Annotated in this window: 19 protein-coding genes; 14 read left to right on the plus strand and 5 right to left on the minus strand. The window is 41.3% G+C overall.

Translation table 11 applies throughout. From position 1 onward, the window contains the following. Positions 1-29: 29 nt before the first annotated feature. The 5 genes from BW139_RS07220 to BW139_RS07240 all read left to right on the plus strand — a co-directional run bounded on the left by BW139_RS07220 (position 30) and on the right by BW139_RS07240 (position 5,214). Positions 30-1,448 carry a YcjX family protein gene (locus tag BW139_RS07220; protein ID WP_076919215.1) on the plus strand — a complete coding sequence of 473 codons (1,419 nt, stop codon included), beginning with the start codon at positions 30-32 and terminating at the stop codon, positions 1,446-1,448. Then, positions 1,445-2,470: a TIGR01620 family protein gene (locus BW139_RS07225; protein ID WP_036953773.1), complete on the plus strand. Its 1,026-nt coding sequence runs from the start codon at positions 1,445-1,447 to the stop codon at positions 2,468-2,470. Before BW139_RS07220 ends, BW139_RS07225 begins: the two co-directional genes overlap by 4 nt. 145 nt (positions 2,471-2,615) lie before the next feature. Beyond that, on the plus strand, positions 2,616-3,797 hold the full coding sequence (gene megL, locus BW139_RS07230) for a methionine gamma-lyase (RefSeq protein ID WP_076919216.1): 1,182 nt from the start codon (positions 2,616-2,618) through the stop codon (positions 3,795-3,797). A gap of 238 nt (positions 3,798-4,035) precedes the next feature. Next, a complete protein-coding gene (phhA, locus tag BW139_RS07235) occupies positions 4,036-4,833 on the plus strand; it encodes a phenylalanine 4-monooxygenase (protein WP_008111003.1) in 798 nt (265 codons plus the stop codon). 36 nt (positions 4,834-4,869) lie between these two features. Further along, on the plus strand, positions 4,870-5,214 hold the full coding sequence (locus tag BW139_RS07240; RefSeq protein ID WP_008111000.1) for a 4a-hydroxytetrahydrobiopterin dehydratase: 345 nt from the start codon (positions 4,870-4,872) through the stop codon (positions 5,212-5,214). Positions 5,215-5,277: 63 nt separating this feature from the next. On the opposite strand, the gene BW139_RS07245 is transcribed toward BW139_RS07240, so the two are convergent. The 5 genes from BW139_RS07245 to map all read right to left on the minus strand — a co-directional run bounded on the left by BW139_RS07245 (position 5,278) and on the right by map (position 13,248). Next, positions 5,278-7,308 carry a BCCT family transporter gene (locus BW139_RS07245; RefSeq protein ID WP_076919217.1) on the minus strand — a complete coding sequence of 677 codons (2,031 nt, stop codon included), beginning with the start codon at positions 7,306-7,308 and terminating at the stop codon, positions 5,278-5,280. A gap of 247 nt (positions 7,309-7,555) precedes the next feature. Beyond that, a complete protein-coding gene (locus tag BW139_RS07250) occupies positions 7,556-8,551 on the minus strand; it encodes a tetratricopeptide repeat protein (protein ID WP_407070240.1) in 996 nt (331 codons plus the stop codon). Positions 8,552-8,847: 296 nt separating this feature from the next. Continuing rightward, positions 8,848-9,675, minus strand: coding sequence for a 2,3,4,5-tetrahydropyridine-2,6-dicarboxylate N-succinyltransferase (gene dapD / locus BW139_RS07255; protein ID WP_008110994.1), 828 nt, complete (start codon positions 9,673-9,675; stop codon positions 8,848-8,850). 9 nt (positions 9,676-9,684) lie between these two features. Next, positions 9,685-12,303: a [protein-PII] uridylyltransferase gene (gene glnD / locus BW139_RS07260; protein ID WP_076919218.1), complete on the minus strand. Its 2,619-nt coding sequence runs from the start codon at positions 12,301-12,303 to the stop codon at positions 9,685-9,687. Between the two features lie 159 nt (positions 12,304-12,462). Further along, on the minus strand, positions 12,463-13,248 hold the full coding sequence (gene map, locus BW139_RS07265; RefSeq protein ID WP_010388111.1) for a type I methionyl aminopeptidase: 786 nt from the start codon (positions 13,246-13,248) through the stop codon (positions 12,463-12,465). A gap of 272 nt (positions 13,249-13,520) precedes the next feature. Between map and rpsB the strand changes: the two genes are divergently transcribed. From rpsB to bamA, 9 genes are all read left to right on the plus strand, one after another. Further along, complete coding sequence (rpsB, locus tag BW139_RS07270; protein ID WP_008110990.1) at positions 13,521-14,249, plus strand: 30S ribosomal protein S2; 729 nt, start codon at positions 13,521-13,523, stop codon at positions 14,247-14,249. Between the two features lie 104 nt (positions 14,250-14,353). Then, on the plus strand, positions 14,354-15,205 hold the full coding sequence (gene tsf / locus BW139_RS07275; protein ID WP_010388114.1) for a translation elongation factor Ts: 852 nt from the start codon (positions 14,354-14,356) through the stop codon (positions 15,203-15,205). A 158-nt stretch (positions 15,206-15,363) separates the two neighbouring features. Next, the gene (pyrH, locus tag BW139_RS07280) at positions 15,364-16,113 is read left to right on the plus strand and encodes a UMP kinase (RefSeq protein WP_036934046.1); all 750 of its coding nucleotides are present in this window, start codon (positions 15,364-15,366) and stop codon (positions 16,111-16,113) included. Between the two features lie 50 nt (positions 16,114-16,163). Further along, positions 16,164-16,685, plus strand: a complete 522-nt coding sequence (gene frr / locus BW139_RS07285) for a ribosome recycling factor (RefSeq protein ID WP_013465428.1) — start codon at positions 16,164-16,166, stop codon at positions 16,683-16,685. 256 nt (positions 16,686-16,941) lie between these two features. Continuing rightward, positions 16,942-17,721 carry an isoprenyl transferase gene (locus BW139_RS07290; protein WP_008110986.1) on the plus strand — a complete coding sequence of 260 codons (780 nt, stop codon included), beginning with the start codon at positions 16,942-16,944 and terminating at the stop codon, positions 17,719-17,721. A gap of 21 nt (positions 17,722-17,742) precedes the next feature. Continuing rightward, a complete protein-coding gene (locus BW139_RS07295) occupies positions 17,743-18,609 on the plus strand; it encodes a phosphatidate cytidylyltransferase (protein WP_008110985.1) in 867 nt (288 codons plus the stop codon). After that, positions 18,606-19,808, plus strand: coding sequence for a 1-deoxy-D-xylulose-5-phosphate reductoisomerase (gene ispC, locus BW139_RS07300; protein WP_076919219.1), 1,203 nt, complete (start codon positions 18,606-18,608; stop codon positions 19,806-19,808). The genes BW139_RS07295 and ispC overlap by 4 nt, the downstream gene beginning before the upstream one ends. A gap of 1 nt (position 19,809) precedes the next feature. After that, complete coding sequence (gene rseP, locus BW139_RS07305; protein ID WP_076919220.1) at positions 19,810-21,162, plus strand: sigma E protease regulator RseP; 1,353 nt, start codon at positions 19,810-19,812, stop codon at positions 21,160-21,162. Positions 21,163-21,268: 106 nt separating this feature from the next. Continuing rightward, on the plus strand, positions 21,269-23,740 hold the full coding sequence (gene bamA / locus BW139_RS07310; protein WP_076919271.1) for an outer membrane protein assembly factor BamA: 2,472 nt from the start codon (positions 21,269-21,271) through the stop codon (positions 23,738-23,740). The last annotated feature ends 2 nt before the right edge of the window (positions 23,741-23,742 follow it).

Raw genomic sequence — 23,742 nt, forward strand, 5'->3', positions numbered from 1 at the left:
ATGACGGCAACTGAGGTGCAAAACACTTTATGAGCCAATCATTTGCAAAAAAGACCTTTAAAAGCGTTAAAGGCAAAGCACAAAAAGCCCTGCACCGTAGTTTAGACCAACATGTTAAACTTGCCGTAACAGGGCTGAGCGGCAGTGGTAAAACTGCGTTTATAAGCGCGTTAGTTAAGCATTTAACCTCTCAGGCGAATGACAACAACTTACCTTTTTTTGATGTAATGCGTGAACATCGCCACATTGCTACTAAAATTGTGCCCCAAGAGGCATTGAACGTTCCCACTTTTGATTATAACCGCGCAATAAGTGCTTTACTGCCAAGTGAAGGCGACCCTGCATGGCCCGCTTCTACCGAGCGAATTAATACTTTACGTTTGGCGATTAAATATCAAAGCAACGCGGGTCTGCGCGGTCATTTCTCACCCCAATCGACGCTTTATTTAGATATTATTGACTATCCTGGTGAGTGGCTGCTTGACCTACCTATGCTCGCACAAAGCTTTGAACAGTGGTGCGAGCAACAATATCCATTACTTAGTCAAACGCCACGTGATCAAAGCTCAGCTGAATTTTTGCAATCCATAGAGCAGCTTGATTTAGATGCACCGGTAGATGAAAACGCACTGGCTGATATTGCAAAATGTTATCAAACCATGTTGGTAGGGCTAAAAAAAGACACTAAGCTTGCCATGTTACAGCCAGGGCGAATGTTAATGCCGGGCGACTTGCAAGGTGCACCATTATTATTATTTTTTCCAATTAGTCCTGAAAAAATAAGTGACGATGTAGTAGCAGGTTCTAACTTAGCGCATTTAATTAAACGTTTTGATGCTTACGTAAAAGAAGTCGTTAAGCCATTTTATAATGAGCATTTCCGCCATTTTGACCGTCAAATCGTCTTGGTAGATGTACTGAGTGCGTTAAATGAAGGCTATGAAACATTAGCTGAGCAAAGTCGAGTGATCAATCAACTATTGTCACACTTTAGCTATGGTGATTCTGGTTTTTTTAAACGCTTGTTTAAACCTAATATTGATAAAATATTATTTGCTGCTAATAAGTCCGATCACATCAGTGCGAAGCATCACAAAGATCTTGCATTGTTACTCGATTCGTTAGTTAAAGAGCAAAGCAATCACTTAAAATTTGATGGGGTTAAAATAGAAACACTGGCGATGTCATCAATTGCTGCTACTGTGTCCCGCCAAGTGGTTGATAAGGGGCAAACACTCGACTGTATCTATGGCAAGCCATTAAATGAACAACAGTGGTTAACTTACCTGCCTCCTCAGCCGCCGAGCAGAATGCTCAATAAAAGTGAGTGGCCAGCACATGGGTTTGAGTTTTTATCATTTGCACCTATGCCAAGCCCAGAACAACAGCTTAAGCACATTCGCTTAGACCATGTGATGCAGTACTTGTTAGGAGATAAGTTAACATGAGTGAGTCAACACACCAATTTCAGGCTGGGCGTCGTATTAATGCCCAAAATATTGAGCAAAATGAACCAGATTTATTAGCGGCTAAAGTCGTAGAGCAGGGACAAAGTGAGCAGCCTAGCAAAGATAGCGACGAGCTAATTGAACCTGAAATCGATATTGAGCCTGTATATAAAAAGTCTAAGTGGCAAACCCTTAAAGGCCTATTTGCACTGAGCTTTATTGTTTTAATATTACTTGAGTTCGCATTTTCAATTGTATTGGCGTTTCAGCAGTCAGTTATTTTAGGTGGGGTGTACTTAACCGCTGTAATAACCGGTGTACTACTGATATCGCGTTTATTGTGGCGTGAATATAGAATGTTACGCAGCTTAAAGCGTAATCAGCTGCACCGCCATGAAGCTAACCGTTTGCTCAATAGTGAGCAGGTAGGCGGGGCGATACCTTGGCTTGAAAAGCTTAATAAACATCAGCAATTAGATAATTTCGAAAACTTTAAAAATCAGGTCGCTACGCACCACAGTGACAAAGAAATAATGTCTCTGTACGCGAATAGCTTACTGATAACGCAAGACAATCAAGCTAAAAAGTTAATAAACCGTTTTGCAACAGAGTCAGCTTTATTAGTTGCTCTAAGCCCAATTGCGCTGGTGGATATGATGGCTGTGCTGTGGCGTGGCACTAAATTAATAGAGCAAATAGGCCGCATATATGGCATTGGCTTTGGTTATGCCAGCCGCATTAAACTTTACCGCATGCTTATTAAGCAAGTAATGTTTGTAGGTAGTGCAGAGCTCGTTTCTGATTTAGCTGCCACGGCACTCAGTGCTGAATTATTAGGAAAGCTTTCAGGGCGAGCTGCACAAGGTGTTAGTGCCGGTATATTTACAGCGCGTATTGGTTACAAAGCTATGGAATTAAGCCGACCCTTACCGCGTCTTGAAAACAAGCGTAGCTTGTTAAAAGGCACAGTCCAAGGGATTGCGAGTAAAATTATGAGCCGTAAGGGAGCTGAAACTAAGTAGTGAGACTTCGTTGGCAATATTTGTGTACAGCTTTTTGGGTAAAGTTTGCACAAATAGCCATCTGAGCATCCGGCATGCTTGTGATTTTAAGTGCGGTGCGTTTTATTTATGCTATTGACACACATAATAAAAACGAGAACACACAATGAGCAAGCATCATCAAAATACCCAATGTATCCATGGCCCACAAAAAGCAAATGATCCGCATGGCGCATTAACCTCACCTTTGTATCAAACGTCTACGTTTCATTTTGAAAGTGCCGCCCAAGGTGCTGCCCGCTTTGCAGGTGAAGAGCCCGGTTATATTTACACGCGTTTAGGTAACCCAACCACTACTGAACTTGAGCAAAAAGTGGCGCAATTAGAAGGCTGTGAGGCCGCCGCCGCCACGGCAACAGGTATGGGTGCGGTATCCGCTTCGGTACTAAGCTTCCTATCGCAAGGCGATCATTTAATTGCATCAAGCGCTCTGTATGGCTGCACCTTTGCTTTTTTTTCGCATATGTTGCCGCGATGGGGAATTGAAGTCACCTTTGTTGATATGACCAATGAGAGTGAACTGCGCGCAGCCATTAAACCTAACTCAAAAATGATATTTGTAGAAACACCAATCAATCCAACCATGGCAGTGATTGATTTAGCACTTATTGGCGATGTTGCTAAACAGCATAATTTACTGAGTGTGGTCGACAATACGTTTTTAACCCCGCTGCTGCAGTCACCAAAAAAGTACGGTATCGATATTATAATGCATAGCGCGACCAAGTATTTAAATGGTCACGGCGATGTTGTTGCGGGTATTGTGTGTGGTTCACTTGAGCATATTACACAGATTAAAATGACCGTGCTTAAAGATATTGGTGCCACTATTAGTCCACACGATGCGTGGTTAATAAATCGCGGCTTAAAAACTTTAGCTATTCGCATTGAACGCCATTGCCAAAGTGCGCAAACGATTGCTGAGTATTTAGAAGCTCATCCGCAAGTAAATAAAGTGTATTACCCTGGGCTTAAGTCTCACCCGGGTTACAAGTATATTGGTAAGCAAATGAAAGCGGCTGGCGGTGTTATTGCCTTTGAAATTAAAGGGAGCTTAACCGACGGTGAGCATTTTATTGATAGTATGCAACTGTGCACATTAGCGGTTAGCTTAGGCGATGCTGAAACGCTCATTCAACACCCTGCATCAATGACGCATTCGCCATACACTCCCGAAGAAAGACTAGCAGCTGGAATTAGTGATGGTTTAATTCGTTTATCAGTTGGACTTGAAGATGTTAACGATATTATTAACGATCTCAACCAAGCATTTACTAAAATATCTTGAGGTGTAAATTAATGGTTACATTAAATTCTTCCTGTGGGCACTATTAAGAGTGGGCTGTGTTTTTATCTTTGCTCTAGTGTAATTTTAAATTTACGATCTGTGTGATCTGCAAAAGTATTGATCTGCGTCAAGCTATTAAACTTTTGTTCACTTTTGCATAGTATGGCTACATCGAATAGCCAAGCATTTGGCTGTTATTTTGACACCGATTTAGGGTTTTATCCCAAAGAAGGTATTTATGGCTAAAGCAAGTAATTACACCTCCAAAACACCTGATGAAAATGGGGTTATACATTGGAGCGATGAAGAAAATAAAATTTGGTCTGAGCTTGTAGCACGCCAACTTGCGTGCATAGAAGGCAAAGCCTGTGATGAGTACATGGAAGGATTGAAAAAAATCAATCTGCCTCATGATCGTATCCCACAGCTGAGTGAGCTAAACGAAGTACTTTTAGCAACCACAGGTTGGCAGGTTGCACCTGTACCTGCACTTATCGATTTTGATGAGTTTTTTAGGTTACTCGCTAACAAGCAATTTCCTGTAGCTACCTTCATTCGTAGCCGTGAAGAATTTGACTACTTACAAGAACCCGATATTTTTCATGAGATATTTGGTCATTGTGCCATGCTAACCAATCCTGACTTTGCTGAATTTACCCATAAGTACGGGCAACTAGGATACGCGGCAGAGAAAAAAGATCGTGTTTATTTAGCGCGTATGTACTGGTTTACTGTTGAGTTTGGTTTGATGCAAACCGAAAAAGGATTACGTATTTACGGTGGCGGTATTTTATCAAGCCCAGGGGAAACCCAATACGTGTATTCAGATACGCCAGAGATTAATCCAATGAATGTGCTAGATGTGCTGCGTACACCGTACCGTATAGACATTATGCAACCATTGTATTACACGATTAATTCGATTCATGATCTGTTTGAAATATCTCAAATGGATATAATGACTTTAGTTGAGCAAGCTAAATCACTTGGTTTGCACGACCCTAAGTTTCCTCCAAAAGAAAAATTAGCTAGTTAATTTTTGAAAAAAGTAACGCTAAACTAAGGATTTAAAATGTCTTCATTAAGTGCACAAAAATGTGAAGCCTGTCATGCAGATGCACCAAAAGTATCTGATGCTGAATTGGCTGAATTAATTAAAAAAATCCCTGACTGGGTGCCAGAAGTACGCGATGGTATTATGCAGTTAGAGCGCGTTTATAAGTTTAAAAACTTTAAGCAAGCCATTGCGTTTACCAATAAGGTAGGTGATATGGCTGAAGACGAAGGCCATCACCCAGGTTTATTAACCGAATGGGGTAAAGTAACCGTGACTTGGTGGAGCCATTCAATTAAAGGCCTGCATAAAAATGACTTTATTTGCGCTGCTAAAACAGATGACGTATTTAACGCGCTGTAATTAATTAGATTTGAGTAAATGAAAAGGCACTTTACAGTGCCTTTTTTATGGGTGGTTAGTTAATTAGGTTTTATCGGTATTTAACATGTCATCATGCTCAGCCATATCCCAAGGTAGTTCGCCTGGGCTGTTACCTAAAAAGTGTAAGTAGTTCTCAAACTGATCAAGAATATCCTTCACAATATCATCCTCATTGTAGCCATAAACATCGTACGACAGACCACCACGACGTAAAAACACGTCGGCCTTATAATACATTTCAGTATTGTCGTTATCAGGGCGCAGCTCTGAGTAAGCAAAGCTTGGCATAGGGTGCTCGGTAAGGCGAATATCATAAACAAAATCAACATGCTCATGGCGTAGTACAGTTAAATGAGCGCGTCCTAAATCAGTATCAAATTCGACCACAGCATGCCATTGTCGAGATTTCAACTCTGCTTGTACGGCTTTCATTGCCTCAACGACTACGCTACCTATAAAAGTATGTACTTTTTCTTTATTAGGGTAATTAACCATAGCCGCTAAACGGCGTTTCCAATGGGATAGATCAATATTACGACCATTAAGTGAATGTGCTTGTAGACTGGTATCGCGATGGCCTTCAATTCTTAAAGCCCGCCAAAGCCCCGCGGTGGCAATTAGCATAATAATAGCAAAAGGTAGCGCACTGACAATCGTCATGGTTTGCAGTGCACTTAAGCCACCTGCCACTAATAAAACAGCGGCCACAGCGCCTTCAAGCACCGCCCAGAACACCCGCTGCCATGCTGGCGTATTAATATTTCCACCTGAAGCGAGTGAGTCGATTACCAAAGAGCCGGAATCAGACGAGGTAACAAAAAAGGTAACTATTAGAATAACCGTGAGTAGAGAAATAAAAAATGAGAGCGGTAACACTTCAAATAATTGAAATAACGCCACGGCATGATTTGCTTGTACATCACCAATTAGTGTGTCAAAGCCTTCATTCATTATTAAATTCAGTGCTGTATCGCCAAACACTGAGAACCATAAAAAAGTAAAAATAGTGGGAACTAACATTACACCAACAACAAATTGCCTAATAGTTCTACCGCGGCTAATTTTTGCGATAAACATTCCAACAAACGGCGCCCACGCAATCGTCCAGCCAAATATAAATAAAGTCCAGTTCCCAATCCAATCACTGCGACTATAGGCTTGTAAGTTAAAGGTCCGCTCAACAATACCACTAAGATAACTGCCGGTGTTTTGTAAAAACGATTCTAAAATATGAATAGTTGGGCCAATAAAAAACACAAAGGCCATTAATGAAACCGCTAAGGTCATATTCACGATTGATAAACGTTTTACCCCTTTATCCATTCCGGCAATTACAGAGAGCGTTGCTGCGGCTGTAATAATAGCAATCGCGGTAATTTGTACTGTGGTATTAATAGGAATATCGGGCCATAAATAGTGTAGCCCCGCGTTGATTTGAGTTACCGAAAGTCCGAGCGTGGTCGCAATACCAAACAAGGTGCCTAATATGGCAAATACATCAACGATATGGCCGATAGGACCATATATTTTATCACCAATTAGTGGATACAAGGCTGAGCGAATAGACAGCGGCAGACCATGACGAAAGGCAAAATAAGCCAGCACTAAACCAACAATTCCATAAATAGCCCAAATATGAAATCCCCAATGGAAAAAGGCAATTTGCATTGCTTGCTTAGCGGCATCCACGGTTTCAGCCGCACCCGATGGCGGGGATGCGTAATGCAGTACCGGTTCGGCTACACCAAAATAAAGTAACGCCACGCCGTAACCGGCAGAAAATAGCATGGCAAACCACTCACCAAAGCTGTATTGCGGCAGTGCATGATCGGGGCCTAGTTTTATATTCCCCCAGCTGGAGGCGGCGACACACACAATAAATACCAAGAAGATAGCGACTGATAACATATAAAACCAGCCAAAGGTTTCTGTTATCCACGCAAGGGCGACACTGAATGCCTGACCAGCGAGTTCAGGGTTACTACTTGTACCAATCACCAAAAGTAGAATAATAAATACTGCAGGTAAAAATACAGGTAGCAAAATAGTTGAGCGTAAAGCAGTTTTTGTCATATTAGTCCTTAATATTAATTGCTAACTTTCAAGTATGCCTGACCACCTTATTATATATTTCGTTTATTGGCTAATTCAGTTGCTTGTTTTATATACCAATATTATTGGTAACAGAGTGAATATAAGTTAACGATAAGAGTGAGCAAATTGATAACCATACCTTTTTAATTTAGAGTCCGTGACGAGCAGCTTTGTATTGATTTCATCGGTGTTTAACTTAGCTCTGCTGAACGCTTATGAATTTAAGCTATAAACTTTTCTCCCAATTACATTGCTTTACTAGACTAAACCAAGGGCTAGTGAACTCTTTAGCTGTAATGGGGTGGAGAAGGGTTAAAGTAACATCAAGCTTTTTAGCCAGATAATGTGCTACTAGCTGTTTCATTTTATCGCTTTCTAATTGCTCATATGCTGCTTGCAGCTGATGTTTATCTTTTTGACTTATAAACTCACCAGTTAAGTTTTTGTAGCCTAGTTCAAGCCAAAGTAGCTGTGCTTGTTTAGCCTCGTTGGGGAATGCATGAGTTAACGTTGCCGTTGGAGTGTAGAGGCGTTCATAGTTAAGCTGATGTTCTTGAATTAAAAAGATCATTAATAAATTCAGCCCAGTCGAAATCTGTCCTGCACGTTTATCAAGATTTTGATTAAGGCTTAATGCACTTCTAAAATAGCGTTCAGCGTCAGTAACATTGCCTTCATCAAGCGCTAAGTAGCCTAAATTACTTTTTATAAGTGCTGTTACATTAGGAAGCTTTAATTGTGTGGTGAGCTCAAGGCTATCGGTATATAAGGCGCGAGCTTTTGCAAAGTCATTTTGCGAGCGAGCAACCAGCGCCATACTGTTAGTAAGGGTGAGTCGTTGGCGATCGCTGTGCGCATATTTATAAGCACATTTAAATGAGAGCTGGGCATCGTCTAAATATTCAGCATGGCGCAGCCATATGCCCAAGGCACTCATAATGGGGGTTAATTTTTGCTTGAAATAGTCAGTTTGATGATGCTGAAATATAGCGTCAATCGATTTATAAAGCCGATCGTAATGGCTGGTGGGGACGGCTGTGCGGGCATAAAGCAAATGCCAACGAATAAATAACGCAGCAGGAGCCGTATCTAGCTCTTTGAGGTTCTCAAGAATAATTATTGATTGTGCAGGATTAACAACAAGATAATCTTCGGCTTCGTTAAGTTTAGCTTCAAACGTTGTAAAATCATTAGCCATAGCCTGCGTTGAACCTACTAACACCAACCAACCTATAACGAAAAGGCGCAACAACTTATCCCCAACAATCGAATCATTCAGCTATTCACTATAGATGGAGGTATCTAACAAAGCAACGCCATTAAAAGGTACAAGTGTTGAGGAAAGGTATTATAAAATCACTAAAAAAGCCCTAAACCTATATAAGCTCAGGGCTTTTTCTACATATAATTAATTCTAGCGAATACACTTAACTTTAATGTATCGTTGGATTTCGTTTTACTCAACCTAACCTACGTTTAACATCAACTTATTCAGTGCTTACAGCTAAAAACTGCTCTTTAATCATCAATTGAGCGAAGCAGGGCGTTAATACCTACTTTTTCACGGGTTTGTTGATCAACTTTTTTCACAATAATCGCAGCGTACAAACTATGCGTGCCATCTTTTGAAGGCAGTGCACCCGGAACCACAACGGCACCGGCTGGTACGCGACCATAATGAATTTCACCGGTTTCACGGTCGTAAATACGGGTACTTTGGCTAATGTAAACACCCATTGAAATAACCGCACCTTCTTCAACAATAACCCCTTCAACAATTTCTGAACGAGCGCCAATAAAACAGTTGTCTTCAATGATGGTAGGATTTGCTTGTAACGGCTCTAAAACGCCACCTATGCCCACACCGCCTGATAAGTGTACATTCTTACCAATTTGAGCACATGAGCCCACCGTGGCCCATGTATCAACCATAGTGCCTTCATCAACGTAGGCGCCAATGTTTACATACGATGGCATTAGCACAACATTTTTCCCTACAAAGCTGCCTTTACGGGCTACGGCGTTTGGTACTACGCGCATGCCGCCTTGTTGAAACTGTTCTGGTGTGTAGTCGCTAAATTTAAGCGGTACTTTGTCGTAAAATTGATTTACGCCATCATTCATTGGCTGGTTTTCACGAATTCTAAATGAAAGTAGCACGGCTTTTTTAAGCCATTGATGAACAACCCATTCGCCAGAAATTTTTTCTGCAACACGCGCTGCGCCACTATCTAGTAGCTCAAGTGCATCAATAATTGCTTGTTTAACATCGCTTGATACGGTTGCTGGGCTAATACTGTCGCGGTTATCCCACGCATTTTCAATCATGGTTTTTAAATCTGACATAGTGTCCTCTTATTCAATTTCGGCGTTGAGTTTTTTACGTAATGCCTGATGAATTTTTGCTTGCTCTTCATCAGTCAGCGCTTGATATTCGTTATTAGATACCACAAAGAAATCTTCTGCGCGCTCGCCTACCGTGGTAATGCGTGCGGCATGTATGTGGAGTAAGTAAGCTTGAAAAACCTCGGCTATTTTAGTTAATAGTCCAGGTATATCAACCGCTTGAATTTCTATTAAACTACGATCCTTACGAGGGTGCGGGCGTAGTACAATTTTAGGCTTAATATTAAAATCTTTAAAACGTTGTGAACGGCTCTTTTTGAAGCGTATTTTTTTACGCGGGTCATTCAATGCTTGCTCTAATCCGCGTTTAATAGATTGTGCACGGCTACTGGCAATTGGGTCGCCATTAACTTCTAAAATAACGAAGTTAAATAGTACGTAGCCATCTTTGGTGGTGAGTACTTGGGCATGTTGAATTTGTGCTTTTTTAGAGCCAATAACACTGACTAATCGAGCGAATAACGCACCTGAGTAAGGACTGTAAGCAAATACTTGAGTACCGCCATGCATTGCCCTATTAGAGACAATAACACTGGGTAGACTCAAGTCGGTGCATTTGAGCAAGTGCTCTGTATGCCACGAAATTTGTTGTTCACTAAAGGCGGTAAAGTAATTAGCCTTAAAGCGACTCCAAATTAAGTCAATTTGATCTTCATGGTAATGCATATTAATCAAGCGCTGCTTCGCTTGATGCTTTTTATCTCGAATTTGGTCGCGTTGATCCATTGGGTTTTCAAGCCCAAGGCGCAAAGCACGTTGTGTATGCAAGTAAAGTTCACGTAGTAGCGTGTTTTTCCAGTCATTCCACAAGTTGTCATTGGTGGCACGTATATCGGCGACCGTTAAACAATAGAGATAATCGAGCTGGCGCTCTGTTTTTACGCGCGATGCAAAATCTTTTATTACATCTGGGTCGTTTATGTCTTTACGCTGCGCCGTTACCGACATAAGCAAGTGGTTGCCAACAAGCCAAGAAATTAACTTACCATCGGATGATGCAAAGCCATGCAATTTAGAAAAGGCAATGGCATCAACAGCGCCCAGTTCAGAGTGATCGCCACCACGGCCCTTAGCAATATCGTGGAAAATACCGGCTAAATACAGCAGCTCAGGTTTATCCATGCGCGTGACAATTTCGCTGCAAATTGGGAATTCGCTAATCCCTGTTTTATCAAAATACTGATAAATATTATTGATTAGCTTGTGGGTATGTTCATCAACTGTGTAGGCGTGAAATAAATCAAATTGCATTTGCCCAAAGATATTTCGCCACTGCGGCAAATAGGCGGCAATCATGCCATGTTTGTGCATCAGCGTAAAAGCACGCCCCATACCATTAGGATGCTTTATAATGCGTAAAAAAGCTTCTCGGCAGGCCGCGTAGTCTTGTAGATCGCCTAATAAACGACGGCGAACCTGACGAATAGTGCGAATAGTGCTTGGGTATATATGGGTAATTTCTGGGTGGTCAGCAATATGCTCAAACAACACAAAAAGTTGGTCGCGCCTAAAGAATACTGACGGACTTTTAACCCGAATTTGATGGCCAACGCGCTCAAAGTTGCGATCGAGTTCTTCAACGGTCGCTTGGCTGCTGTCTGGCGAAATACTTTGCTCAAAGTACGAAAGCAACATTTGGTTAAGCTCACGTACTCGGCTCATGATTCTGAATAAACGCTTCATCATGCGTTCAACCGAGGCTTTGCCATCACTACCAAAACCCAATATTTCGGCAGCTTGGGGTTGGTGATCAAACAATAAGCGATTTTCTGAACGTCCTGCGGCTAAATGCAGTGCAAAGCGGATGTTCCATAAATTTTCAAGACACTCTAACAGCTCTTGATATTCCTCATGGGTCAGGTAGCCGTGGCTAATTAGCTCTTGCAACGTTTCGGCTCTGAAGTGCTTTTTAGCGACCCAAATAATGGTTTGCAGGTCGCGCAGACCCCCAGGGTTTTCTTTTATATTCGGCTCTAGATTGTAGGCTGTACCGTGACATTTTCTGTGGCGCAGGTTCTGTTCTTGTACTTTTGCGACAAAAAATTCACCTGAGCCCCATACTGGTGTTTCAATAATATGGTTTTTGAGTTTTTCAAACTCAATATGATTGCCAAAAATAAGGCGGCTTTCTAATAAGCTGGTGGCAAAGGTAACGTCTTCACGTTTTTGATCTATGGCTTGTTCAATAGTACGAACACTATGGCCTATCTCGAGATTAAGATCCCACAACATAGTGACAAATTGGCCGATTTTTTCGCAAATATCATCATTAGGTTGTTTTGTAACGAGCAATAAAAAGTCAATGTCAGAGTAGGGATGCAGCTCACCACGACCATAACCACCTACTGCTATCAAAGCGAGATCTGGTTCGTGAGCTAAATCATAAACCTGAAAAAGTTTGATTAGCAGCCGGTCAATAAATTCTGCACGGGCATTAATTAATTTACCAACCGGTTGTTTTGAGAATTCATTATGCAACCATTTATAGAAATAGGCGGAGCAATCGCGGTAATCGCTTAATTGCTCAGCATCATTGAGCAACTTTTTTACTTTGTTAGGTAATGCCACTTAGGCTGGCTCCTATATATGGACTGCATTATAAGTTTGAGATTTATTTTTATAATATATTTGCTGTAAGGGCAATAAGTTATGTTAGCCCCTTACAGCAAACCACTTAAGCGATATACAGGCAAAGCCTGTTACTACCGCGATTAAGTGCGCACTTAATTAGTGCTCGATAATTCTATCGATTGTATCATCTGATCGTAGTGTTAAAATTTCAACACCATTTTCAGTTACAAGTAAGGTGTGTTCCCATTGAGCTGATAAACTACGGTCTTTTGTTACCACAGTCCAGTCGTCTTTAAGTAATTTACATTGGCGTTTGCCCGCATTTACCATAGGTTCGATGGTTAAACACATACCTGCTTTTAATGTTTCGCCAGTACCTGCTTTACCGTAATGCATTACCTGTGGTTCTTCATGGAACTCGCTACCGATGCCGTGGCCGCAGTATTCACGGACGATAGAGTAGTTAAAGCTCTCTGCATATTTTTGAATAGCTGCACCAATATCACCAAGGCGAACACCCGGTTTTACCATTTTAATGGCAAGGTATAGACTTTCTTGAGTAACTTCTGCAAGGCGTTTACCCTGAATATTAGGCGTGCCTACATGAAACATCTTTGATGTGTCACCGTGGTAACCATCTTTGATAACGGTGATGTCAATATTTACACTGTCCCCCTCTTTTAATGCTTTGTCGTTCGGAATACCGTGACAAATTACATGGTTTACTGAGGTACAAATTGATTTTGGAAAACCATGATAATTAAGAGGAGCAGGAACGGCATCTTGCACATTAACAATATAATCATGACAAATTGTATTTAGCTCATCGGTGGTGATACCTGGTACCACATGTGGTTCGATCATTTCTAGCACATCAGCAGCCAAACGGCCGGCTACACGCATTTTCTCGATTTCTTCAGGGGTCTTAATCACAGCGCTCATTGAGGCTCCAAAGTTGCGTTTTTAGATGATTATCGTCGCACAATTTTTGCACGAGACGTTGAGTATTTATTTTTAATATGGTATAAAGCGCGCCGTCTTTTTACAAATAAATTCTTAAATGATTTTTTGTATTTAAGGCAAACACAATTTTATTTTAACACACACACGTATCGTCACATACACTTGGGTGCATTTCAGTTTCATTTAACTGCGGTGTTGGTGCTATGGGATATGTGGAGGCCTAACCCTAAACAACTTAGAGGATTTACAAAATGGCAAACGTTTCAATGCGCGATATGCTTCAAGCTGGTGTTCACTTCGGTCACCAAGCACGTTACTGGAACCCTAAGATGAAGCCTTTCATCTTCGGCGCACGTAACCGTGTACATATCATCAACCTTGAGCAAACTGTACCAATGTTCAACACTGCACTTAAGTTTTTATCTGGTGCTGCTGCAAACAAAGGTAAAGTTCTTTTCGTTGGTACTAAGCGCGCAGCAAGCGAAGCAGTGAAAGAAGCTGCTTTACAAAGCGATCAATTCTTCGTTAACCACCGTTGGTTAGGCGGCATGTTGACTAACTGGAAAACAGTTCGTCAATCAATCAAGCGTCTTAAAGACCTTGAAGCTCAAAGCCAAGACGGAACTTTCGAGAAGTTAACTAAGAAAGAAGCGTTAATGCTTACTCGTGAAATGGAAAAGCTTGAAAAGAGCCTTGGTGGTATTAAAAACATGGGTGGCCTTCCAGACGCTATCTTTGTAATCGATGCTGACCACGAGCACATTGCTATCCGTGAAGCTAACAACCTAGGTATCCCAGTTGTTGCAATCGTTGATACTAACTCTAACCCAGACGGTGTTGATTACATCGTACCTGGTAACGATGATGCTATCCGTGCAATCAACCTTTACACTAGTGCTGTTGCAGCTGCGATCACTGAAGGCCGTGAGAGTAACATCGTTGCTCAAGCTGAAAAAGATGACTTCGTAGAAGCTGAGTAATTAGCTGTCATCAAGTCTTCATCTTTTAAAGGTGAAGACTTGCTATTCTTGTGGAGCGGGTAACCCGCTTATCTAAACCTGATTTCAGATTTGAGGATTTACTAATGGCTGTAACTACTGCCCTAGTTAAAGAATTACGCGAGCGTACTGGCGCTGGCATGATGGATTGTAAAAAAGCGTTAACTGAAACTGATGGTGACATCGAGTTAGCGATTGAAAACATGCGTAAGAGCGGTGCTGCAAAGGCTGCTAAGAAAGCAGGTAACATCGCTGCTGAAGGTACTATTATCATCAAGCAAAACGCGGGTGTTGCAGTACTTGTAGAAGTTAACTGTCAAACTGACTTCGTTGCTAAAGATGCAAGCTTCCTAGCATTTGCTAACAAAGTTGCAGATGCTGCTATCGCTGACACTACATCTATCGAAGACTTACAAGCTAAGTTCGAAGAAGACCGTGTTGAGCTAGTAACTAAAATTGGTGAAAACATCAATGTACGTCGTCTTCAGTACATCACTGGTGAACAACTAGTTGAGTACCGTCACGGCGAGCGTATTGGTGTTGTTGTTGCTGGTGTTGCTGATGAAGAAACACTTAAGCACGTTGCAATGCACGTTGCTGCTTCAAACCCAGATTACCTAACGCCAGATGACGTACCTGCTGATGTTGTTGAAAAAGAAAAGCAAGTACAAATCGATATTGCGATGAATGAAGGCAAGCCTGCTGAAATCGCTGAGAAGATGGTTGTTGGTCGTATGAAGAAATTTACTGGTGAGGTTTCTCTTACTGGTCAAGCTTTCATCATGGAACCGAAAAAATCTGTTGGCGAAATTCTTAAAGAGAAAAACGCAACAGTTACTGGCTTTGTACGTATGGAAGTTGGTGCAGGTATCGAGAAGAAAGAAGAAGATTTTGCTGCTGAAGTTGCTGCTCAAATTGCAGCTGCTAAAGGTCAGTAAGACATACTATTTGTGATGCAAAAGGAAAATACATGCAATTAAAGTACTATTTGCTTTTGCGTCACGCTTAGAAATTCTTTAAAATAACCGCGCTTTTATGTTTAACATAAGCGCGGTTATTTTTTATCCATAATTCAATAAAAGTTGGCCCCAAAACTATGACTATCAATCGCAAACCTATTTTTAGACGTGTTCTTCTCAAATTAAGTGGTGAAGCTTTAATGGGAGACGAAGGCTTCGGCATCGACCCAAAAGTTTTAGATCGTATGGCACAAGAAATTAAAGAGCTCGTAGAACTCGACGTAGAAGTGGGTTTAGTTATTGGTGGCGGCAACTTTTTACGCGGTGGCTCATTAGCCGAAGCGGGCATGAATCGTGTTGTTGGTGACCATATGGGGATGCTTGCAACCGTAATGAACGGCCTAGCTATGCGTGATGCGTTGCACCGTGCGTTTGTAAATTGTCGCTTAATGTCAGCTATCCCATTAAATGGTGTGTGTGATGCGTATAACTGGGCTGAAGCAATTAGCTTGTTGAAAACAGGTCGCGTTGTTATTTTTGCCGCTGGTACGGGTAACCCGTTCTTCACTACTGACTCTGCAGCGTGTTTACGTGGCATTGAGATTGAAGCTGATACGGTAATCAAAGCGACTAAAGTGGACGGTGTATTTAGTGATGATCCGGTTAAAAACCCTGAAGCGACACTTTACCGTCACTTAAGCTACAATGAAATTATTGATAAAGAATTAAAAGTAATGGATTTAGCGGCATTTACTCTTGCTCGCGACCATAATATGCCATTGAGCGTATTTAATATGAATAAATCAGGCGCATTAAAACGCGTAATAATGGGTGAAGAAGAAGGAACTCTTATTTCTTCACAAGCCTCAGATGAAGTAAGTAAATAGATTAGGATTAAACCGTGATTAACGATATTCAAAAAGATGCGCAAGCGCGCATGCAAAAAAGTGTAGCAGCACTTGGTAGTCAATTATCTAAAATTCGTACTGGCCGTGCTCATCCTGCAATTTTAGACGGCATCATGGTGTCGTACTACGGCGCACCAACGCCTTTAAATCAAGTTGCAAATGTAACAATTGAAGATTCACGTACACTGGCTATTGGTGTATTTGATAAATCTTTAGCGCAAGCGGTTGAAAAAGCGATTATGGCTTCTGACCTTGGTTTAAACCCAATGTCTGCAGGTACGGTAATTCGTGTACCACTTCCTCCATTGACTGAAGAACGTCGTAAAGATTTAATTAAAATCGTACGTGGTGAAGTAGAAGGCGGCCGTGTTGCTATTCGTAATATTCGTCGTGATGCAAATGGCGATATTAAAAACTTATTAAAAGATAAAGACATCTCTGAAGACGAAGCTCGTCAAGCTGAAGATGCAATTCAAAAAATCACTGATAAGTTTATTAAAGAAATGGATACGCAACTAACGGCAAAAGAAGCTGAGTTGATGGAAATCTAATAACTGTTCTAGACCCAAGTAAACAGCTTTAATTAAATAATTAAGTTGCTGTTTATCAGTCTTCGCAGTTTACTATAATTGTGTGATTTTAAAGGGTAACAGAATATGTTTACTCTTTGCTAGTGGCTCGATTGTCAGTAAATACAAGGTTGTTGGCTGTATATTTATCTGCTTAAAGTAGATTTATTATCACGGGTACAGGTTAAATTTATTAGTTTTGAAACGCCGTCTGGGGTATACTAGGCGGCGTTTTTTTATGGAATACACAAAATTTATGGTTCTAGACGCTGATACAATTTCACAGCAATGTTTGCCTAAACATGTTGCTATCATCATGGATGGGAACGGGCGTTGGGCACAAGCTAGAAATAGGCCTCGTGTATATGGGCATAAAAAAGGCGTGGATGCAGTTCGTCAATCTGTGCAGTTTTGTACTAAATTAGGGATACAATCGTTAACCTTATTTGCTTTTAGTAGTGAAAACTGGCGCCGCCCTGAAGACGAAGTAAATACATTAATGGAGCTTTTTTTATTTGTACTAAGTAAAGAAGTTAAAAAGCTGCATAAAAATAACGTAAAACTAACCATCATTGGAGATTTATCTCGATTCTCTGAAAGCTTGCGCGCTAAAGTACATACTGCGCAAGAACTAACAGCGAATAACACCGGCCTGCATTTAAATGTAGCGGCAAATTACGGTGGTCGTTGGGATATGACCCATGCTGCTAAGCAGGTTGCTTTACAAGTAGCAAATGGGGAAATTGATCCCGCAGACATTACAGAAGAACATATTGCACAGCACATGAGTATGGCAGATCAGGCTCAGCCAGATTTACTGATCCGTACTGGTGGCGATGTCAGAATTAGTAATTTTTTACTTTGGCAGGCAGCCTACGCTGAACTTTATTTTACCAATACACTTTGGCCTGACTTTAACGAAGCTGCTTTTGCAGAGGCCATTGCATGTTACGTTGCCAGAGAGCGACGTTTTGGTTGCACGGGCGAACAAATAAAACAATTACTCGCTCAAACCTAAAATAGATTAAGGGTCATCATTTTGTTAAAACAACGTATTTTAACCTCACTAGTGCTAGCGCCATTAGCACTGGCTTTGGTTTTTTACACCCCACTAACGTTATTTAGTTATTTTGCGGGTGCTATTGTATTAATGGGCGCGTGGGAATGGTCTGCTTTTATGGGACTATGCGATAAACTAAAACGCGGTGCGTTTGTATTATTAGTGGCTGTATTACTTGGTTTACTTAATTTACATTGGCCTATAGAAACCCTATGGCAAGATGGCCAGCTTGTTGGCGATGCTAATTACCTATTTACCTTATCGTTTTCATGGTGGCTAGTTGCAAGTTATTTAGTGTGGCGTTATCCCGCGATGGCTAAAGGCTGGAATGAAGGACTGGTGATGCGCGGTATTGCAGGTTTACTGACATTGGTTCCATTATGGCTTGCGCTTAATACACTGCGTAGTGCGCAATATACAGAATCAACACACTATGGTTCTATGCTGATTTTAGTGGTGCTAGGTATTGTATGGAGTGCCGATATTGGCGCTTACTTTACCGGTAAAAGTTTCGGTAAACATAAGTTAATGCCTAAAGTTAGTCCAAATAAAACCATAGAAGGCCTCGCTGGTGGCGTGGTTGCTGCGGTGTTATTTGTATTGGCTTTTTGTTATTACACCAACGTTGATACTTCTGTATGGCCTATTTATGCAGTAATGACGGCATTTATTGCTTTATTCTCTGCGGTAGGTGATTTACTAGAGAGTATGTTTAAGCGCGAAGCGGGTCTTAAAGATAGCGGCAGTTGCCTACCTGGGCATGGCGGTATTTTAGACCGTATTGATAGCTTAACTGCAGCAGCGCCGATGTTTGTTATTTGCTTTGCCTGGACACTGAGTTTATGAGTGCAGTGCAACAACTGGTTATTTTGGGTGCGACGGGGTCGATAGGTCTTAGCACGTTAGATGTTGTTGCAAGAAATCAACAGCAGTTCAAGGTGTTCGCATTAGCCGCTGGGCAAAATGCAAAAAAAATGGCTGAGTTGTGTCTTGCTCATCAACCTCGTTATGCTGTTATGGCTTCAGAGCAAGCCGCTAAGCAGCTTTGTGAACTTTTAAAAGGCATGAGTAAAACACAAGTAATGCATGGCGAGAAAGCTATGAGTGAGCTTTGTGCGCATGTTGATGTTGATACTGTGATGTCAGCAATTGTTGGTGCGGCTGGATTACTACCCACTTTGAGCGCAGTCGAAGCGGGTAAAAAAGTGCTGCTGGCAAACAAAGAGTCATTGGTGATGTCGGGTCAGTTGTTTATTGATAAAGTGAAACAACACCAAGCAACTTTATTACCCATCGACAGCGAACATAATGCTATTTTTCAGTGTTTACCTAGTGCGTTACAAAACACCCAAGGACAAGCACGGCTTGAGCAGCATGGTGTTAGTAAAATTTTATTAACTGGCTCTGGAGGGCCGTTTTTAAACCGTGACATTAATACGCTTGCTAGTGTTAGCGTCAGTGAAGCCGTTGCTCACCCTAATTGGTCAATGGGACAAAAAATATCGGTAGATTCAGCCACGATGATGAACAAAGGTTTAGAGTTTATTGAGGCTAAATGGTTATTTAACTGTGATGCCAGCGATATTGATGTGGTGATTCATCCACAAAGTATTATCCATTCTATGGTGCAATACCAAGATGGCTCTATTTTAGCGCAAATGGGAAACCCCGATATGCGCACCCCAATAGCGCATGCACTTGCTTTTCCACAGCGAATTGATGCGGGAGTTAACCCGCTAAACTTTTCTGATATTTGTGATTTTTCGTTCACCAAACCTGATTTCTCGCGTTACCCTAATTTAAAACTGGCCATTGCCGCCTGTGATGCAGGGCAGGGTGCAACCACGACGGTAAATGCGGCCAATGAAATGGCTGTAAATGCATTTTTACAAGGTCAAATTAGTTTTACTGATATTTATAAAGTGAATGCGCAAACGTTAGAGGCTGCAAAGTTTACCAATGTGCAAACGCTTGATGAAATTTTAGAGTGTGATCGTTTGGCACGCATGAGCGCGACGCAGTTTATAACAAAAGTGGTGCATTAAAATGTTCGATTTTTTTTGGAATTTAGGTTCGTTTATACTCGCGCTCGGTATTTTAGTGACCGTTCACGAATATGGTCATTTTTGGGTGGCACGTAAGGCGGGCGTTAAAGTACTGCGCTTTTCAATTGGTTTTGGTAAACCCTTATTAAAATGGCACGACAAGTACAATACTGAGTATGTAATTGCAGCAATCCCACTCGGTGGTTACGTAAAAATGTTAGATGAGCGTGTTGATGAAGTACCAGCCAATCAGCGTCATTTATCGTTTAATGCTAAATCTGTTCAAGCGCGAATAGCCATTGTGGCAGCTGGGCCCATGGCGAACTTTTTATTCGCTATTTTTGCTCTAGCTGTGATGTATATGGTGGGTGTACAAACTATAAAACCGGTTGTAGGCAATGTGGTTGAAGGCAGCCGAGCAGAGCAAGCGGGCATTATACCTACTCAGCAAATAATTAAAATTGGTGATGACGACATTGCTAATTGGCAAGATGCGACTTTTTCTTTGATGTCGCACTTAGGTGATAAAAGTGTTGCTGTTACTTTACGCAACGAAAATTATCAACAAACAACGCAAACTCTCAATTTGGATGGTTGGAAGCTTGATCAGCAAGATGTACCGCCATTAAGTTCGTTGGGGATTGTGCCGTTTCGCCCTCAAGCGACACTTACAATCGCGGCGATTACTAAAGACTCTGCTGCCGAACAGGCAAATTTACAGGTTAGCGACGTTATTTTAGCTGTAAACGGCGAAACAATGAGCAGTTGGCAGCAATTAGTTAATCTTATTACGCAATCGGCTAACAAATCCTTACAATTTAGTGTAAAAAGACAAGATAGTATAAAAATAATAACAGTCACTCCGAAGAGTCGCGTAGTCAGTAATGGTGTTGAACAAGGCTTTTTAGGGGTTGCTCCGGTTGTAGAGCAGTGGCCTGATGATTTTGTTGAGACTAGACATTATGGGCCACTAGATAGTATTGTGCTGGGCACAAAAGAAACATGGCGTTTAATTACGCTGAGTTTCGACATGATAGGTAACTTAATTACTGGTCAAGTGTCAGTGAAAAATTTAAGTGGGCCCGTCGGCATTGCAGTCGGCGCAGGCACAAGTGTTAGTTACGGATTAGTCGCATTTTTAAGCTTTTTAGCTTTGATCAGCGTTAATTTGGGAGTATTTAATTTACTTCCTCTGCCAGTGCTTGATGGTGGGCACTTAATGTATTACATAATTGAACTTTTTCGTAAAAAGCCGGTCTCTGAAAAGACACAAGAGTTTGGTTTTAAAGTGGGAGCCTTGCTACTCATTTTTCTAACATGTTTCGCTTTGTTCAATGATGTATCGCGCTTGTAGTTGTTTAAGCGTGGTAACGACAAATTAGAACACGATTGTAAAGCTCGTAACTATTTAGTTTACGATGCTAAGCGGTAATACAGTTGTAAAGGATAAAGATAATAAAATGGCTATAAAAAAACATTTGGTAGTTTCAAGTTTATTGGGTGCAAGTTTTGCAGCCCTAGGCCAAAACTCCTTTATTGTTGAAGATTTAAAAGTTGAAGGACTGCAACGTGTCGCACTTGGTGCTGCATTAACGCATATTCCTATTAACGTGGGCGACAATGTTGATGAATACACAATTTCAAAAACAATTAAGTCACTTTATCGCTCAGGTCACTTTGACAATATAAAAGCGTTGCGTGATGGCAATAACGTTATTTTTAAAGTAACAGAACGCCCAACAATTAGCTTTATTGAATTTGAAGGCAATAAAGACATAAAAGATGAGCAGTTAAACCAGTCGCTTGATCAACAAGATATTCGCCAAGGCGAGCCGCTGGATAAAACGGTTATCGATAACATTGAAAAAGGCTTAGTTGAGTTTTTCCACAGCATTGGTAAATACAATGCAAAAGTAGACATAAGCGTCACTAAACTGCCACGTAACCGAGTTAAATTGAGACTCGAGTTTGATGAGGGCGATGCAGCCTCTATTCGTCAAATCAACTTAGTAGGTAATGAGCTTTTTTCAAACGAAGAGCTACTACAGCTTGCTGAGTCGCAACAAGATTTACCTTGGTGGCAGTTTATGGGTAGCGATCGCTATCAAAAGCAAACTATTGAAGGTGATTTAGAAAAAATTCGTAGTTTTTATTTAGACCGTGGTTATTTGCGTTTTAATATTGATTCAACGCAAGTATCAGTTAGTCCTGAACGTGAATCGGTTTATGTAACGGCCAATATTACCGAAGGCGTTAAATACAAAGTAAAAGGCTTTGATTTCATCGGTGATTTACTCGGTCGAGAAGAGCTAATCAAAAGTGTTATCCCGCTTCGCACCGGCGAGCTTTACAACGGCTCTGTGGTGACTTCTTCAGAAGAGTTTATAAAAAGCTACTTAGCTCGTTTTGGTTATGCCAATGCTGAAGTACGCACCATTCCAGAAATTGATGACGAAAACCAAGAAGTACAACTGACTTTATCGGTTGACCCGGGTAAACGTGTTTATGTGCGTCGAATTATTGTTGGTGGTAACCAAAATACAGCCGACGAAGTTCTACGTCGTGAAATGACACAGCTTGAAGGTGCATGGCTATCTAATCAAAATTTAGAGCGTTCTAAGTTACAAATTCAACGCTTACCTTATATGGAAACGGTTGACTTTAATGTAGTGCCTGTCCCTGGTGTGGATGATCAAGTTGATGTTGACTTTACTGTTAAAGAGCAGTCAGCGGGTAGCTTTAATGCCGGCCTTGCTTATGGTTCGTACTTAGGTCTGCAATTTAATATCGGTGTGACCGAATCTAACTTTTTAGGTACAGGTAATCAAATTGGTTTTAACATTAATACCTCGCGTGGTTCTGAGCGTGTTAGTGTGTCGTACACAGACCCTTACTTTACGCCAGATGGTGTATCGCAAGGCAGCAGCATCTTTTATAGTAACTACGATGCTAGCCAGTTTAGCTTGATTGACTATAAGTCAAAAAGTTACGGCTTAGGCACTAATATTGGTTTTCCAATTGATGCTATAAATCGTGTTAACTTTGGGGCTCGTTGGATAGAAGAAGAGCTATCTGATATTGCTGAATATGAGCAAACTCGCGTACTACGTGAAACCTTCTTAGATCCAGAGAATCCTGATGCGGGCTTTGAGTTTACTAAATATGAGTTAAGTGTAGGTTGGTCGCGTGTAACGGTTAACCGTGGTTTATTCCCAACGGCAGGCTCAAGACAAACATTAAACCTGACAGCCACAACGCCTAATTCAGATTTAAAATACTTTAAATTAAATTACGATTCACGTTTTTACTGGCCGATTTCAAACGATCACCGTTGGGTGTTCTCAACCCGTGCGGCATTAGGTTATGGTAATGGTTATGGTTCTACCAACGGGTATGAGCAAACTTTACCATTCCAAGAGTACTTCCGTATTACAGAAATGGAATTACGCGGCTTTGATAGAAACACTATCTTACCGCGTGCGGTAGCAAGAGCACCGCAATCTATACCAGGCACGCCATCGGGCGATGGTACAACCACAGGCAATATAGGCGGTGCCTCAGAGTTTGATGTGCTAATACCACAAGGCCGTATCGGTGGTAATGCGAAAGCCGTTGCAGGTATGGAGCTTATTGTTCCTACACCGTTCTTAGATGAAGAAAATACCAGTTCAGTACGTACTAGTTTCTTTGTTGATGCAGCTAACGTCTGGGATACCGAGTTTAACGTTGATCGTTATCAAAACTTAGGTGTCGATGAGCGTGCAAAATTAGATGACTACTCAGACCCAATGCGCTTTAGGGTTGCAACCGGTTTATCATTACAATGGATCTCACCTATGGGTCCTATGCTGATCAGCTTTGCGTATCCGTTGCAAAAAGAAGAAGATGACGATACCAAGACCATCAGTTTTAATATTAGTAACACTTTCTAAAG

The sequence above is a fragment of the Pseudoalteromonas sp. SK18 genome, assembly GCF_001974855.1.
Taxonomy (GTDB): Bacteria; Pseudomonadota; Gammaproteobacteria; order Enterobacterales; family Alteromonadaceae; genus Pseudoalteromonas.